11 protein-coding genes are annotated in these 16226 nt (G+C 41.2%); 6 read left to right on the plus strand and 5 right to left on the minus strand.

The window, feature by feature from the left end; all coding sequences use genetic code 11:
• Position 1 precedes the first annotated feature (1 nt).
• The 5 genes from V7K31_RS02040 to V7K31_RS02060 all read right to left on the minus strand — a co-directional run bounded on the left by V7K31_RS02040 (position 2) and on the right by V7K31_RS02060 (position 4226).
• The gene (locus tag V7K31_RS02040) at positions 2 to 247 is read right to left on the minus strand and encodes a hypothetical protein (RefSeq protein WP_335092283.1); all 246 of its coding nucleotides are present in this window, start codon (positions 245 to 247) and stop codon (positions 2 to 4) included.
• A gap of 38 nt (positions 248 to 285) precedes the next feature.
• Positions 286 to 951 (minus strand): cytochrome c oxidase subunit 3, encoded by a 666-nt coding sequence (locus tag V7K31_RS02045; RefSeq protein WP_335092285.1) that lies wholly within the window; start codon positions 949 to 951, stop codon positions 286 to 288.
• 340 nt (positions 952 to 1291) lie between these two features.
• On the minus strand, positions 1292 to 2947 hold the full coding sequence (locus V7K31_RS02050; RefSeq protein WP_335092287.1) for a cytochrome c oxidase subunit I: 1656 nt from the start codon (positions 2945 to 2947) through the stop codon (positions 1292 to 1294).
• Positions 2937 to 3851: a cytochrome c oxidase subunit II gene (locus tag V7K31_RS02055; protein ID WP_335092288.1), complete on the minus strand. Its 915-nt coding sequence runs from the start codon at positions 3849 to 3851 to the stop codon at positions 2937 to 2939. The genes V7K31_RS02050 and V7K31_RS02055 overlap by 11 nt, the downstream gene beginning before the upstream one ends.
• A gap of 114 nt (positions 3852 to 3965) precedes the next feature.
• On the minus strand, positions 3966 to 4226 hold the full coding sequence (locus tag V7K31_RS02060) for a hypothetical protein (RefSeq protein WP_335092289.1): 261 nt from the start codon (positions 4224 to 4226) through the stop codon (positions 3966 to 3968).
• A 1560-nt stretch (positions 4227 to 5786) separates the two neighbouring features.
• Here V7K31_RS02060 and V7K31_RS02065 point away from each other — a divergent pair.
• The 6 genes from V7K31_RS02065 (at position 5787) to V7K31_RS02090 (ending at position 16167) form a co-directional block, all read left to right on the plus strand.
• Positions 5787 to 8858, plus strand: a complete 3072-nt coding sequence (locus tag V7K31_RS02065) for a peptidase domain-containing ABC transporter (RefSeq protein ID WP_335092291.1) — start codon at positions 5787 to 5789, stop codon at positions 8856 to 8858.
• A 120-nt stretch (positions 8859 to 8978) separates the two neighbouring features.
• Positions 8979 to 10526: an HlyD family efflux transporter periplasmic adaptor subunit gene (locus V7K31_RS02070; RefSeq protein WP_335092292.1), complete on the plus strand. Its 1548-nt coding sequence runs from the start codon at positions 8979 to 8981 to the stop codon at positions 10524 to 10526.
• A gap of 196 nt (positions 10527 to 10722) precedes the next feature.
• Positions 10723 to 11520, plus strand: a complete 798-nt coding sequence (locus V7K31_RS02075) for a peptidylprolyl isomerase (protein WP_335092293.1) — start codon at positions 10723 to 10725, stop codon at positions 11518 to 11520.
• A gap of 431 nt (positions 11521 to 11951) precedes the next feature.
• A complete protein-coding gene (locus V7K31_RS02080) occupies positions 11952 to 12242 on the plus strand; it encodes a hypothetical protein (RefSeq protein ID WP_335092294.1) in 291 nt (96 codons plus the stop codon).
• A gap of 85 nt (positions 12243 to 12327) precedes the next feature.
• Entirely contained in the window at positions 12328 to 12615 is a 288-nt protein-coding gene (locus V7K31_RS02085) for a hypothetical protein (RefSeq protein ID WP_335092295.1), read from the plus strand.
• 495 nt (positions 12616 to 13110) lie between these two features.
• The gene (locus V7K31_RS02090) at positions 13111 to 16167 is read left to right on the plus strand and encodes a tetratricopeptide repeat protein (protein WP_335092296.1); all 3057 of its coding nucleotides are present in this window, start codon (positions 13111 to 13113) and stop codon (positions 16165 to 16167) included.
• The last annotated feature ends 59 nt before the right edge of the window (positions 16168 to 16226 follow it).

The raw sequence follows: 16226 nt of genomic DNA on the forward strand, positions 1-16226 counted from the left end.
ACTATAGGAATAAAAACAAAGCAATCAAACTAGCGCTGAGGATCACAGCCAATCCAATAGCGTATTCAACTCTCCGACTAAAAAATCCCACAGCAGCAACCAAGGCGATCGCTAGCCCGATAATGCCTATATATTGCTCTTTTTGTAACCCCTGTGCAATTAGTGGGTCTTTACCTGGTGCTGGAGTTTCTTGAACTGCTTTTGGAGCGAGTTCTGAGGCTGGCATTTCTTGCAAGAATAAATTCATTAAATTACTCCTTAAAACACTTGGTTAACTGAAGATTTTCATGCCCGCCAAAGATAGATAAGCGAGAAAAGAAACACCCAAACTACATCAACAAAGTGCCAAAACAGAGTAGTCGCACTTGTACCGAAGTGAGTCTTATTATAGTTGCCTGGAATGAATGAGCGAATCAGCATAATTATCTGAAGCACAACACCAGCCAGAACGTGTAAACCGTGGAAACCTGTCAGCAAGTAAAATGTGGAACCAACTAATCCTGTAGTCAACTTGAAATCGAGATTTTTCCACTCAATTAATAGACCAATTAGAAAGTAAGTTCCCATTGCGATCGTTATCAGCCATAGCCAGCGAAATTTATTGAGTTGATTACGCTTGAGAGCATTTTCTGCTGGTTGAATAACAAAGCTGCTAGAAAGTAATACTACCGTATTAATAATCACAGGGGTAGACAATTCTGGGCCAGAAATACCGGGTGGTAGCCAGTTAGTAGTATGCAGTCGCAGAACAACATAAGTAAAGATAAAGCTCAAAAAGATGATGCTCTCTGACAGCAAGAACACACTAAACCCGAACATCCCTTTACCATGATGATCTTCATGACTCCCACCACCACTTGGCAGAAAGCGCTGCAACCAAATTGGTAGCCGTCGCAGCCACTCTTCAAAACGGATCGGACTTTCATCTAAATGAATGGTGCGACGTTGCATAATATCATGTCCGCTTGATTGCTTATTAAACCCGAAGAACCCCAAAGAGCCAAAGCTATGCTTTGTCTCCCCTCCCCGCCGGCCTACGGTGTATACACAAGTCCTAAAAACCTAGCTTGATGAGCCTTGACTCGTTCCCAGTCTCCGACTGGGAATGCATTCATTGAGGCTCCGACTCAATTTTGACTGGAGGCAGAGCCTCTAATCAGCCATTCCCATGCAGAGCATGGGAACGAGAAAGAGTCAATCGAGCTTTTTTCGACTTGTGTATACACCGTAGCACCGCCGGAGGGGAGGGGTTCTTTTATTATGGGTAATCTGGGGGACATGATATAACTCCTTACTCACCCTGATCAGAATTTTCTATTATTGAGTATTTTGGATCGCCATAGTCATAAGGGGGTCTTGTAACAATCGGAATCTCTGCAAAGTTATCTCGCGGTGGTGGTGAAGTGGTTGTCCATTCTAATCCACTAGCGTGCCAAGGATTATCAACCGCCCTTGGACCGTATAGCCAAGAACCGACAATATTGGCAATAAAGGGCAGAGTCGATACTCCCAGCAAGAATGCCGCTAGACTAGCGATGACGTTCCATCCTTGATACCGGGGATCGTAGGAAGAAACTCGGCGCAACATCCCTTGCAAACCTAACGGGTGCATGGCAAAGAACGTAATATTGGCAGGAATAAAGGTCAGCCAAAAATGCAGCTTGCCCCAGCCTTCAGCGTACATCCTTCCAGTTATTTTGGGAAACCAGAAATAAATGGCTGCAAAGATTGCCATCGTGATGGTGTTGAAGACGATGTAATGGAAGTGACCCACCACAAAATAGGTGTTGTTGACGTGAATATCAAATGGCGTTGCGGCAAGCATGACACCAGTAACGCCACCGAAAATAAACATGGCTGCACTTCCCATTGCAAATAGCATTGGTGTTTCTAAATGCAGCTTGCTTTTCCAGATAGTGGCAGTCCAAGCAAATGCCTTCACACCTGTAGGTATGGCAATCAGCATCGAAGTAAACATAAAAGTCATCCGCATCCAGCCAGGGGTGGCACTGGTGAACATATGATGCACCCAAACGAAGATGCTAAGAAAAGCAATACCTAAAGTGGCGATCGCAACTGACCGATAACCAAACAAAGGATTCCGGGAAAAGGCTGGCAGAATCTCCGCAATAATACCGAAGGCTGGTAGCGCCATGATATAAACTGCCGGGTGAGAATAGAACCAGAATAAATGCTGGTAGATGATGGGATCGCCATTCGCTTCAGGTTTGAAGAATTGAGTACCGAAAGCGAGGTCAAACAACAGCAGTATCAATGCACCTGTCAAGGCTGGTAAGTTAATCAACTGCAACAACTGGGCGCTGAAAACCGACCAAACAAACACAGGCATCCGAAAAAACGTCATCCCTGGCGATCGCATCCAAAAGATGGTAGTCACAAAATTCACAGCCCCCATGATGGAGGAAATGCCGATCAATATTAGACTAACGATCCAAATGAATTCACCGTTAATTAGTTGACCGGGAGGAAATTGCAGACTGACTGGTGGATAAGACCACCAACCTGCCTGTGCAGTCCCATTAGGTAGTAAGAAGCTAGATATTAGCAAAATACCTGCTGGTGGCAGAATCCAAAAAGAGATGGCATTAAGTAAAGGGAACGCCATATCCCGCGCTCCAATCATTAAGGGCACTAAGTAGTTAGAAAGTCCGGCATTGAACGGGATAATCCACAGGAAAATCATGATCGTGCCGTGCATGGTGAACAAGCCATTGTAAAGGGGGCGGTCAACCACATTTGATTCGGGGGTTAGCAGTTCGGCACGAATGATCATCGCCAACAGCCCGCCAATCAGGAAGAAAATAAACGTCATCACCATGTATTGAACACCGATCACCTTATGGTCGGTGCTGAAGCTGAAATATTGCCGCCAGCCATCAACAGGCTCTTTCTGGTCGGCGATCGCTTCACTGAATTCATGTGTCATTACTTACCTTCCTTTCATTCGCTACGGCGCTGGGAGTGGGTACGACAGTGTACCAGCCGCTTTTAAATAATATCTTTGGTGGTTGGATATGTTCGGCAACTGCCTGATTTTTTATAGTCGTTGGTTCGCTAGCCGTTTGGGTAAGCCACTGGTTATACGCTTCAGGGGATTCAACGTATACATCCGCCTCCATCAAGGCAAAGTAAGTACCACTAAATTGAGAATCTTTTAGCTGATATTTTCCCGTGCGAGTCGGCGTTAGCACAATGTCAATGTCGCGTTTGGGGATTATATCCTGTTTTAAGCGGAACTCAGGGACGTAGAAACCGTGGATTACATCTTGTGCGTGCATATTCAAGCGGATGCTACGATTTACTTTTAGGTGTAATTCGTTACTGGTAACATTATTTGGGTAACGAAAAGACCACTCCCACTGTTTAGCGAAAACATCAATAGTTTCAGAAGCAGGTTTAGGAACGTCGCTCACTATTGCAGCATTAGCTGATTCTGAGGGCAAATGCAAATGCACGATTTGTCCTAAACCCAAGATATGTAATTGCTGATAAATATGGAAGCTTTGAAAAGCAATCCACAACACCAGCAGAGTCGGGGTTGCTGTCCAGAGAATTTCTAGCCTCATATCGCCTCTAGAGGGGTGTCCTTCGCTGTAGTCATCCTTGGATGCACGAAAGAAAAGTACCGAATACACTATTATGCCAACCAGCCCAAGCAAGATGAAAGCTCCAATTGAAACTAAGAAGCTAAACAAATCATCTACTTTTTTTGCTTCTGCGGTGGCTTCAAGAGGCATCCAGGAGTAAGCTTGCTGTCCAATCCAATGGCTGATAACGAGCAGCACTGCGATATAACCAGCTATTAGTAAATATTCTAAAAATCTAAACATAGCAATTTTCCGCAAGTGACCAATCCCAAATAGTATGATAATTCAGCGTTGGCTGCACAGATCCCTAAATGTTTACGAAAAATTGGGTCTAATATCATATCCGCCAGATTACCCCTAGCTAGCTGAAAGCGCTAGCCCGACTGTCAGACTTATCGCTCTATTCCCAATGGTGAATACTTCTGATTCACGATGGCTCAAACCGATGTTTTTACGTTGGTTTTCAAAAGCTTGTGGTTTACTGACACTCCTAGAGGTATTGTCGAGTTCATCTGCGTAGAAATCTCTATGTGCCACTTGCTGTGTTTCGATTTTGATTGGTTCTTCTCTGAGAAAAAAGGTATGGTTGCGGGAACTTACTAATACATCAGATTGCAACAAGCGCCTCTGTATAGATTATTGTAAGGGCACAACAATGTTGTGCCCCTACCTGTGTACCTTATTTACCTGAAAAACGCTGTATGTGTGCTTGATCACAATATTAATGTGTTTAATCTCACTGCTCATTAAAACAACTTAGTATATCAAACAATACGCGGCGTTGTGACTTACACCGCACTACTCTAGGTCGCCTAGCTGTTTAAAGATTTAATGTATGAATGGGTTTTAAATATATCTTTTTTTGGCTAAAAATAATCTCTTAGGTGATTTTCCCGAAAATTTACTGGAGAAAGTCCTAAAGTATTCAAATTTGAACTTGATCAGTGTAAGCTAAATATGTGAATATCACGATCGCAAATCTCTTTTAATTACTTGCATTTATTCCGCTAAACGAGGTATAATCCAAACGTTAAATGACTTGCCAGATGTTCCCTTAAAGGTACTACATACGGCAGTAAAAGGATTCACTCTAGAATCTTCTAAGTGAACTTAAGCAATATTTGTTTAAGTGTAATTTTGGTTAATTATTCAGGAGGCAGGAGGCAGGAGGCAGGAAGTACCCACGCCGGACAACACCAGATAGTCCACTTGAGCAAAGCCCAAGACCGCACTCGCCCTTTTGCATATCGGGCTACGCGTCTCGATATAATTATTTTGATACTAGTGCGGCTTTAAACCCACAACTTAAGTTTCGGTTAATACTTCTTTTCTTTTGGCCTCTGCGTTTGTTCGTAAAAGCTCCAAAAGTAGTTATGATGTGCTTTATAGTTCTTATTGTCTTCTACTTCCTGTAGCCTACCGAAAACTAGCTTTTTAGTATTCAAGGTTACTTTTCTTGAGACTAAGGCTATCCCTGTGTTATTCCCCTAGACTCGTAAAACACTAGCGGAATAACACCGGGCGCTAATTGCACATTGTGTAGATATCTAGTTAACCTTATAGGGTTAATTAGGTGTGCAGTTGTGGTCTTTTTGCTGTCAAGCTTTGATCACACCACTGCAAGGGATTACGTTTGCCCATAATTTACAAATCATCTAATCTATGCAATTATGTCACACCATTTTAGTCAAGAGAAGGCTGTTAAAAAGTTAGGGATGTCTGAAATCAGTCTTTTAATGCTTTTTCTGGATCAGGTCTTGTTTAAGAGCATGAAAGCTAATTTTCAATCAATATCTGGATCTAGAAAAAATTGTGGGAGTTGGTGATTGAGAACTGGAAGAATTTGCGTAGCGATCGCTACACTTACAAAATTGTGATGTGAAAATAATTCTTCTCAATCACCAATTACCCAGGCCGCTGATTGTCAAAATGAGCGAGCCATATTTGTGTGAACTATGTTGATGGAGTTGGTTGATGTTTACCTTAAATGTAAATGTAGCTAAACAAAAATACCTTATATGTAAAAGAAAGATGGTTTCTTACCATGCTTTTCGTCCCAACATTACTCCAAGGAGGCTTGGAGCTTCCTGCATGAAAATATGGTATTTAACAATACTTTTAATTAATTTTTGTATCTGATTCAGAATAATAACTAAATTCTATTGTGGAGATTAGAAAATGCCAGTGCTTTCTGGGCAAGATGTGGGTGAAAGGCTCTTGTACACCTTGGGTACAAAGCTTTCAGAAAAAGAATTACAGAACTTCCTAGCAGAAATGGAGATTGTAGAGCCACCAGTAGCAAAGCAGTTCTGGCAATCTGCACAGACGAATCCTGGTATCTACATCATCCTTACAGGTAAAGTCCGACTGTTGGATAGCTCTGAAAATTTAATCACTACCTTTGGTGCATGGTCTGTTTTTGGAGAATTGACTCTGTTTCCCGAAGCTAACTTTAGTCCTTATGTAGTCAAAGCTTCGACAAACCTAAAACTTGGCTATTTTAGGCAAGAGGCATTGCAAATATTAATAGATAAATATCCTAACATTCGCGATCGCCTATACGCCCGTGCAGAACTTTGGGATTTGCTGTTGTTATGTCGGCAAATCTCGCAATTTCCATCCCATACATCACAAGTTCCAGGAATGCTCAAAGCCCTATCTCTGTTTGAGCGACAGCAGCTAGAAACTGGCTCTGTAAGTCCAGAAATATGCCAAAATTCCCAGTTGTGGCTATTGTACAAAGGTCAACTGCGGCATTCTGAAGGCCATTCTTTGACAGCAGGTACAATCTTTGCCCAATCAGAACAAGGAGATTGGCAAGCAACACAACCAACAATTGCTTACATTCTGAAAAACGACCATAGGCAAACAGCATTAGAATACTTCCCGGAGTTGGGGGAGTGGGGAGTAGAGACGCGATTAATCGCGTCTGTAGGGGAGTGGGGAGTGGGGAGTGGGGAAAAAACTTCCCCATCTCCAAAATCTAAAATTATTCCTTTTCCTCAACGAGTTCAACAGTCACAACAACAGCCAAAAAACTCACATTTTTACTTTCCTAGTCCGAAGGTACAAATAGGGCATTGGTGGAAACGCATCACCAAGACCTATCCCTTCTATGCCCAACAAAGTGCTGCCGATTGTGGCTCTGCTTGCTTGGTGATGATTGGTAACTATTGGGACAAGCATTTTAGTATCAATCGCCTACGGGATATGACCAACGTCAGCCGTAACGGTGCATCTCTAAAGGCGATGGCAGCAACAGCAGAAAACCTGGGTTTTGCCACCCGTCCGGTGAAAGCTACTCTTGAGAAATTAGCAGAACAACCTTTACCTGCAATTGTCCACTGGGAAGGCAAACACTTCATTGTTGTCTATGAAATAACGAAAAAGCGGGTGATTGTATGTGACCCGGCTCTTGGTCAACGCAGCTTGACAAAAGCTGAATTTCAAGCAGGTTGGAGTGGTTATGCATTGTTACTCCAACCTACAGCCTTATTAAAAGACGCTAAAAACGAAAGTAGAACCTTCTGGAAGTTTTTTGAGTTAGTCAAACCTCACTATCGGACACTATTTGAAATCTTTATTGCTTCGATAGTAATCCAATTATTTGGACTGGTAACGCCAGTATTCACCCAGTTGTTGCTCGACAGAGTACTTGTGCAACGTAGTGTTACAACCTTAAACGCCATTGGTGTGGGAATGATTGTTTTTGGGTTGTTTGGTGTCGCTGTCAACGCTCTACGGCAATATCTTTTATTTCATACTGCTAACCGCATTAGCATCGCCCTACTCGTAGGTTTTATCAAACATACCTTCCGCTTACCCCTTTCCTATTTTGAGTCGCGTTACGTTGGGGATATAGTCTCGCGCATCCAAGAAAACCAGAAAATTCAGCAATTCCTTACTGGTCAGACACTCTCCATCATCTTGGATATGCTGACATTGGTGGTTTATCTGTCCTTGATGTTCTCCTATAGCTGGCGGATGTCATTATTCGTGCTGTGTACTGTACCGCCATTTTTTATCTTGGCGCTGGCTAGCACAAGTATTTTGCGCCGCATCTCCAGAGAGATTTTTAATGCCGGCACCAAAGAACAAAGCTATCTCATCGAATCCCTTAGCGGAATTCGTACCGTTCGCTCATTAGCAATTGAACAGACGGTGCGCTGGCATTGGGAAGAACTGCTGAATGATTTGGTTAGAAAAGGCTTTAATGCTCAGATAATCGGCAATCGGCTGCAAATTATCAGTGGTGTCATCCAAACCTTTGTCAATACTTCATTACTGTGGTATGGAGCAACCCAAGTAATTAATGGCGAACTGACTATTGGACAATTAGTTGCTTTCAATATGTTGGTGGGTAACGTCTTAAGTCCTTTCCAACGGCTGGCTATGCTGTGGAATCAATTGCAAGAAATCGTGATTTCCACCGAACGCATTAATGATGTGTTGGAGGCGGAACCAGAAGAAGATTTAGAAACTAAACCCCGGAAGTTGTTGGGTAAACTCCACGGTAACATTCGCTTTCAGAATGTCACCTTTCGCTATCACTCAGAAACTGAGACTAACGTATTAGAAAATCTGAACTTTGAAATCCAGGCGGAACAGATGGTAGCAGTAGTGGGGCGGAGCGGTTCTGGAAAAACAACCCTCAGTAAATTGATTTTAGGTTTATACCCACCGACAGATGGCAAAGTACTCATTGATGGTCATGACATCACAAGTGTGATCTTGCGATCGCTCCGTTCTCAAATCGGCGTTGTCGATCAAGATACTTTTTTGTTTGGTGGGACTATTCGTGAAAACATTGCGATCGCTCATCCAGATGCTTCTTCAGAAGAAATTATCCAAGCAGCAAAATACGCCGGAGCCGATGAATTTATTCAAAAACTACCGATGGGTTACGAATCGCAAATTGGTGAAGGCGGCGGAATGCTCTCTGGTGGACAGCGCCAACGCCTAGCGATCGCTCGGGCTTTGCTCGGAAATCCTCGGTTATTACTATTTGATGAAGCCACCAGCCACCTAGATTCCGAATCAGAAAGAATTATTCAAAACAACCTCAAAACAATTCTTCAAGGGCGCACAAGTGTAATCATTGCCCATCGCCTCTCTACAGTCCGCAACGCTGACTTGATCCTGGTTTTAGATCAAGGCGTTTTGGTAGAAAGCGGCACCCACGACGAATTAATCGCTAAAAAAGGTCATTATTACTACCTGAATCAACAACAACTGGCTCAAGTTAGTTGATGGGGCAATTCAATTTTGGATTTTGGATTTTAGATTTTGGATTAAATTTCAATCTAAAATCCAAAATCTAAAATCTAAAATTCTTGCTCCCCCACCTTCCCAATTATCAGAAATAAAACTATGCCAAATCCCAATAGATCATCGCCACTTCCCCAAGATCAGCCAGATGAGCATCAAAGTTATATACAGCAAGAGGAATCTGTAGAGTTCAACGAGCAGACAGAGACAGAAAATGACAGTCAAGATTTGCACTACGGTACTGAGAACTTACTCAATGCCTTACCTCGAATTTGGACTCGTGGTTTGTTGTATGTACTCATCGGCTTTGCTGGTCTAGTCTTACCTTGGGCAACTCTCTCACGAGTCGATGAAACTGGTAGCGCTAGAGGGCGTATAGAACCTAAAGGCGCAACTCAAAAATTAGACGCTCAAGCTGGTGGGAGTGTCAAAGCAGTTAGGGTCAAAGAAGGAGATACAGTCAGAGCCGGTCAGGTTCTACTGGAACTGAACTCCGATTTACTGCAAACGGGACTGCAAGAAGTCGAGAGCAAATTGCAAGGGCTACAAAATCGGCAATCCCAACTGGAACTGCTCAAAAATCAACTTTTAATGTCAACTAACCTCTTAGAGCAACAAAATAAATCCCAAGAATTAGAAAAAATGGCTCAAGTTAACCAGGCAAAGCAAAACCTGGATGCCAAACTCAGTAGCTATAACCTCCAAAAGTTAGAAAAACAAGCATTAGTTAAGCAAGCAGAGCAGCAGATTTACACCACTCGTGATGATCAGCAATCGGCTAAAAGTCGTTTGAGTATAGATTCTAGGCAAGTTAAACGTTTTAGCAAACTCGTTCATGATGGCGCGGTTTCTGCAACCCAAATTGAGCAACTCCAAAAAGAAGAACAAGAAAGCAAACGACTCTATAACAAGTCTGTATCAGATATCAAACAAGCACAATTGGGTTTAGTGGAAGAACTAAATCGTTATCAAGTCACTATCAAGACTTTGGAATCTGATATCAAACAAGCAAAACTCCGACTGCAAGAAGAACAAAGTAGCTATAAAAGTCTGATGCAAGCCGGAAAACTGGCTGTAATGAAAAATCAGGAACAGCTAAAAGACCTACAGACGCAAATAACAGCAGCGCAATCAGAAGTGGCTCAGACTAAAAGCCAGATTACATCTATAAGAGTTCAAATGCAGCAACGAGTGGTGCGATCGCCGATTAATGGGGTGATTTTTGAATTACCCACCAGTAAGCCCGGAGCTGTAGTACAAGCCGGTCAAAGGATTGCCCAAATCGCACCCAAAAATACAGACTTTGTACTCAAAGCCCAAATACCTAATCAGGATAGTGGTTTCTTGAAGGTAGGAATGCCAGTCAAAGTCAAGTTTGATGCTTATCCCTTCCAAGAGTATGGAATTGTGCAAGGTAAAGTTACTTGGATCTCTCCTGACTCGAAAGTTAGCCAAACACCCCAAGGGGACATCGAAACCTATCAGCTAGAAATCACCTTAGAACAGCAGTATGTCCAAAATGGCAACAAACGTATTCAATTAGGTGCCGGTCAGACAGCAAATGCTGAAGTCATTATTCGCCAACGGCGGGTGATTGACTTTGTTTTAGATCCATTCAAGAAACTGCAAAAAGGCGGTTTACAGATGTAGTCAGAGCGATGCCTACGGCGGTAAGCTACGCACTGGAATTAGGAAATCAGACAAGAGAGAAATAAATTCAAAATTCAAAATTGTTCGCCCAGCGTCTCGTAGAGAAGAAAAAGACAACGAGAAGAATTAATGCCCAATGCCCAATGCCCCATGCCCCATGCCCCATGCCCAATTCCCTTAATTATTGGAGAATATTATGCCCCACAATCTGATCATTTCTAGTTCAGATATCATTCAGAGTCTCAAACTCTCCTGTCAAATACCTGATGTAGTGGAAGCAATAGCATCGCAAAGGATTATTGCCGAAGCAGCTCAAGAGCTAGGAATTATAGTCACACCAGAAGAATTACAGCAAGAAGGAGATGAATTACGGTTTGCGAAGAAGCTTGTCAAAGCTAAAGAAACCTGGACATGGCTAGAAAAACACCACCTGTCTGTGAATGAGTTTGAAGAATTAGCCCACAACAAAATCCTTTCGCGGAAATTAGCAAATTATCTATTTTCTGCTCAAGTCAAAAAGCACTTTTATGAACGCAAACTAGATTATGTTGCCGCCATTACCTACGAAGTCGTCTTTGAGGATCGAGACTTGGCTTTAGAGCTTTTTTATGCCCTAGAAGAAGGCGAAGTCAATTTTCCCGAAATTGCTCGTTTATATATCCCAGAACCAGAACTCCGCCGTGTTTATGGATATCAGGGATTACGATACCGCAAAGATTTTCGTCCAGAGATTGCAGCAGCTGTATTTGCTGCTGCACCACCACAAGCTCTCAAACCGATTACGACTCCCAAAGGGGTGCATTTAATTTGGGTGGAAGAAGTGATTCAACCCCAACTAGATGAACAGTTGCGCCAAAAAATCATTACGGAATCATTTTCTAATTGGTTAAAGCAACAAATCAACACAATGAAAATAGTTACTCAGATAGACTCAGATGGAAATGTGCGATCGCCGGAGAAATTACTAGATATGTCATTCACCAAGACTAAATAGGTTATTAAATTCCAAATGTTTTTGTAGCTAACTATCTCCCCTAACTTAAGGTAGATGTCTGGAGTTTTCAAAAATGTTATAGATACTGATATTATCTGCTAGAAAATTTAATATTTTTTCGTTTTTAGTATTTTGTGATTACATATACAAGGTGCTATTTCGATGTGATTAACAATTAACTGAAATTGCTATAAGTCTTGCTAGGCTGGAATAATTTTACTTTCTGCCTAATTTGGTCATCCAATTTTTTCTGGCTTTTATTAATCTCATAAATGATGATTATTCAGTGTAAAGTATTAGTTTTATTAATCAAAAATTACTCAAAAAAGGATTGACTTTTTTGAGTAATAAACTATAGTAATTATGTAAGCAACAAAAACAAGTTGGTTACAGCAAAAATTCCCAAACATTCAATTTCAGGAGAAACCCAAATGATTATTTCTGATCTAAACTACTTGGAAAATACCTCTGAAGAAGTTATTGGTGGTTATACTTTTGTTGCTAAAAAGAACGTAGACATCAGAGCTTACATTCATGAGAACGTTAACATTAACAAAGCTGTAAACTCCGCCGCTAACGTTAGAGGCAACTTAGCTAATTCTGAAACCCAAGCTACTGCATTCGGTCCCAACACCCTGGCTGAAACAACTGGTTTCACCAATACCACTACTAATTCTTCTGCTGCTAACTCATTGGCTGTATCTGCTACCAACGGCTATTAATAGTCCGTAGCAAATATGTAACCAAAAAACAAGTTGGTTACAGGAAAGATTCCCAAAAAAACTACAAATTTCAGGAGAAACTCAAATGATTATTTCTGATCTGAACTACTTGGAAAACACCTCTGAAGAAGTTCTTGGTGGTTATACTTTTTTTGCTACAAAGAACGTAGACATCAGAGCTTACATTCATGAGAACGTTAACATTAACAAAGCTGTAAACTCCGCCGCTAACGTTAGAGGCAACTTAGCTAATTCTGAAACCCAAGCTACTGCATTCGGTCCCAACACCCTGGCTGAAACAACTGGTTTCACCAATACCACTACTAATTCTTCTGCTGCTAACTCATTGGCTGTATCTGCTACCAACGGCTAATTCATAGTCGGTATATGCTACCAGATCAGAATTAAACTCTACTCACAAAGAGTATTAACTCATGCAAGTAGAGTTAGGCTTGAAAGCCTAGTAGATTCATAAATAGCCGAAGGCTCTCTGCTCATTTGAGCTTTCGGCTTTTACCTAAACTACATCATTTGATCTCAAATAACTGTTTCCTCAATAAATTTTTACAATATTTAGTCCTCAACCCAGGCTACAGTTATGTGCTGTTTGTCCGCCCTGAATTAAAATTCTGGGTTAGTATTATTTATTGCTATTAAAGTAGGGTGTACACTGCCTAACATTTGCTGAAGCCCTTATTTTGCGCCTTACCAATGCTTGTTGAGAATGGTGCAAGCTTTCAGTTTTAACAGACTTAAAATCAGTATCTCAGTCGATTTTAACCAAATTAAGTTATAAATTTCAGAAACTTAAGTTCCTTGCAGATATAAGAACAAAAGACAAATGAAGTAAAAATACTTGTATTAAGTTATGACTACAATTTCTGAGGTTCTCCAACTCGCTGTTCAACATCACCGAGCCAAGCGCTTCACTCAAGCTGAAGAGGTTTATCGTCAAATTATAGACGTAAATCCCCAGCAACCAGATGCACTATATGCCTTAGGTATGCTGGCGCAGCAGCGGGGAGAATATCAAAATTCAGAGCAATTTTTCCAAGCAGCTTTGGAATTACAGCCAGAAGCAGCCGGAATACACAACAGCTTGGGGTTTACTCTACAACAACAGGGTAAACTAGAAGAAGCGATCGCCTACTATGAAAAAGCACTAAACATTCTACCCGACTGCATAGAAGTGCAAATGAATCTGGGTAATGCTCTCCATCTTCAAGGAAAGCTACCACCAGAAGAACAAGCCCACTATGCAGACTTAAATCAGCAGTTTGCTTTAAGTAGGCAACAAGTAGAGGATTTCAAGATTGCAGAATTATATTATCGCCAAGCGATCGCATTGCAGCCAGATTTGGTACAGGCTCATAATAATTTAGGAGAAGTACTCCAAAAACAAGGGCGATTCAATGATGCCCTTAAGTCTTACCAACAAGCAATAAAAGTTAAACCAGACTATTCTTATGCCTATCACAACTTAGGCTATTATTTCCAGGAAAAAGGGAAATTTGAGGAAGCAATAGACGCTTACAAAAAAGCATTAAATATTCAACCTGATTTGGTAATCACCCATAACAACTTGGCTAATGCTCTGGCGGCACTAAATAGATTTGATGCCGCCAGAGAATCCTATCAAGAAGCTATCAGAATTAAACCTGATGTTGATTATATCTATTACAACTTAGGAACACTACTTAGAGATAATAACAAAATAGAAGCAGCAGTACAGGCATTTGAACAAGCTGTCAAAGTTACGCCAAGCTATGCTCGTGCTAAATTAGGTGTTTGTATCAGCCAACTGCCAATTATCTATTCCAGTGTTGATGAAATGGAATTCAGACGAAATCAATATCAACAGCATTTGCAAAATTTAGCGAAAGGTTATGAATTAACTAATCAGGAAGAACGGGCAAAAGCAGCTGAGTTTGTGGGAGCATTACAGCCCTTTTATTTGACATATCAAGGCTTAAATGACCGAGATTTACAGCGAACTTATGGGGAAATGATTTACCAGATTATGTCAACTCGCTATCCCCAAAGTGTCCAGCCGCTTGTTATTCCAAATTTAGATAAAAATCAAAAGGTTCGTATTGGTATCGTCTCTGGGTATTTCTATGATCATTCTAATTGGAAAATCCCGCTTAAAGGTTGGGTAGAAAATCTGGATCGAAGTGAGTTTGAATTATTTGGTTATCATACTGGGGTCAAAAAAGATGATTCAACAATCAGTGCCACCAAGACTTTTGATAAATTTGTTCAAGATGTTCCCTCACTTGAACAATGGTGTGAGGTAATCACAGAAGATAAATTACATATCCTGATTTTCCCTGAATTTGGGATGGACCCAATGACAGTCAAACTGGGTTGTCTGAGATTAGCGCCAATTCAAATGACATCTTGGGGACACCCTGATACCAGTGGACTACCGACAATTGACTATTACTTGAGCAGTGACTTAATGGAACCAGAAAATGCTCAAGAACATTATACAGAAAAATTAGTTAGATTACCCAATTTATCTATTTATTACACACCTTTAGCAATTGAACCTGAAGTAATTAAGAAACCAGATATAGGTTTAAAAGAGGATGAAATTTTCTTCTGGTGTTGCCAGTCATTATATAAATATTTGCCCAATCATGATGATGTTTTTCCCGCCATTGCCAAAGAGTTAGAAAATTCTAAATTTGTGTTTATTAAACACGAAAGTGAAGAGATTACAGAAGTATTTCGCCAGCGCTTAAACCATGCTTTTGCAGCCTTTGGGTTGGATTATCAAAAGTACTGTTTATTTTTGTCTCACATGCCTACCAGAAAGTTTGCTGGGACTACAGCCTTAGCTGATGTTTTTTTGGATAGCATTGGTTGGTCTGGATGTAACTCTACTTTAGAATCTATTGCCCATAATATTCCCGTTGTCACTTTACCAGGAAAACTGATGCGGGGACGGCATTCTTTGGCAATTTTGCAGATGATGGGTATAGAAGAGACGATCGCCTCAAATAAAGCAGAATACGTACAAATCGCCATCCGTCTGGGGAAAGATACTGAATATCGGCAATATATCTCTCAGCTAGTGGCAGAAAATAAGCACAAATTATATGGCGATTTAAAACCAGTCAGAGCGCTGGAAGATTTTATTTTGCAGCTGGTTAATAAACCAAGACAATTTGACACCAAAGATGTTTCTGAATTATTTAAACTTGCAGTTCAACATCATCGATCTAATCGTCTAGACGAAGCTGAACAGCTATATGTTCAGGTGATCGAAAAACAACCAGACTATTCAGAAGCATTATATGGTTTAGGGATGCTGGCACAGCAGAAAGGTGCGTTACAGTCAGCACAGAAGTATTTTAATACAGCTTCGCAACTTCAGCCTAACTCTGTGAAAATTTGGTTTAGTTTAGGCAATTTGCATCAAAGACAAGGACAGTTGTTAGAAGCTGAAGAAGCTTACAAAAAAGCTATTGCTTTGCGACCAGATGCAGGGACAATTTACAATAATTTGGGCTACACCTTGGAACAACAAGGTAAGTGGTCAGAAGCGATCGCATCCTATCAAAAAGCTCTGGAATTTCAGCAAAACTGCATAGAAGCGGAAGTCAATTTAGGGAATGCGCTTTTTGCCCAAGGGAAGCTCTCAACAGAGAAACAACCGTATTATGCTGAATTGAATTATAAGCTGGGCATTGCCCGCCAACAAGCAGGTGATTGGCAAACTGCTGTTGTTTACTATCGAGCTGCGATCGCACTACAGCCTGATTTGGTCGAAGCTCATTATAACTTGGGGGTGGTACTGCAAGAACAAGGAAAACAACAAGAAGCGATTGCTTGCTATCAAAAAGCTTTAGAGTTTAATCCCCAACACCAAGAAGCCAACATCAAATTAGGACAGATTTACCAAGCCCAGCACAACTAAGAACTAAAAATTTTTGGTTAAACGGGTCGTTTTACCTGATATCCAACTCCGATCAATCT

Origin of the sequence: Nostoc sp. (genome assembly GCF_036917675.1) — a bacterium.
In the GTDB taxonomy this organism is placed as follows: Bacteria; Cyanobacteriota; Cyanobacteriia; order Cyanobacteriales; family Nostocaceae; genus Nostoc.

What these genes read in the sequence shown, in the direction of transcription:
- V7K31_RS02070 (WP_335092292.1), top strand. Translation starts at nt 8,979, where the DNA reads ATGCCAAATCCCAATAGATCATCGCCACTTCCCCAAGATCAGCCAGAT.
- V7K31_RS02075 (WP_335092293.1), top strand. Translation starts at nt 10,723, where the DNA reads ATGCCCCACAATCTGATCATTTCTAGTTCAGATATCATTCAGAGTCTC.
- V7K31_RS02040 (WP_335092283.1), bottom strand. Translation starts at nt 247, where the DNA reads ATGAATTTATTCTTGCAAGAAATGCCAGCCTCAGAACTCGCTCCAAAA.
- V7K31_RS02050 (WP_335092287.1), bottom strand. Translation starts at nt 2,947, where the DNA reads ATGACACATGAATTCAGTGAAGCGATCGCCGACCAGAAAGAGCCTGTT.
- V7K31_RS02045 (WP_335092285.1), bottom strand. Translation starts at nt 951, where the DNA reads ATGCAACGTCGCACCATTCATTTAGATGAAAGTCCGATCCGTTTTGAA.
- V7K31_RS02090 (WP_335092296.1), top strand. Translation starts at nt 13,111, where the DNA reads ATGACTACAATTTCTGAGGTTCTCCAACTCGCTGTTCAACATCACCGA.
- V7K31_RS02055 (WP_335092288.1), bottom strand. Translation starts at nt 3,851, where the DNA reads ATGTTTAGATTTTTAGAATATTTACTAATAGCTGGTTATATCGCAGTG.
- V7K31_RS02080 (WP_335092294.1), top strand. Translation starts at nt 11,952, where the DNA reads ATGATTATTTCTGATCTAAACTACTTGGAAAATACCTCTGAAGAAGTT.
- V7K31_RS02065 (WP_335092291.1), top strand. Translation starts at nt 5,787, where the DNA reads ATGCCAGTGCTTTCTGGGCAAGATGTGGGTGAAAGGCTCTTGTACACC.
- V7K31_RS02085 (WP_335092295.1), top strand. Translation starts at nt 12,328, where the DNA reads ATGATTATTTCTGATCTGAACTACTTGGAAAACACCTCTGAAGAAGTT.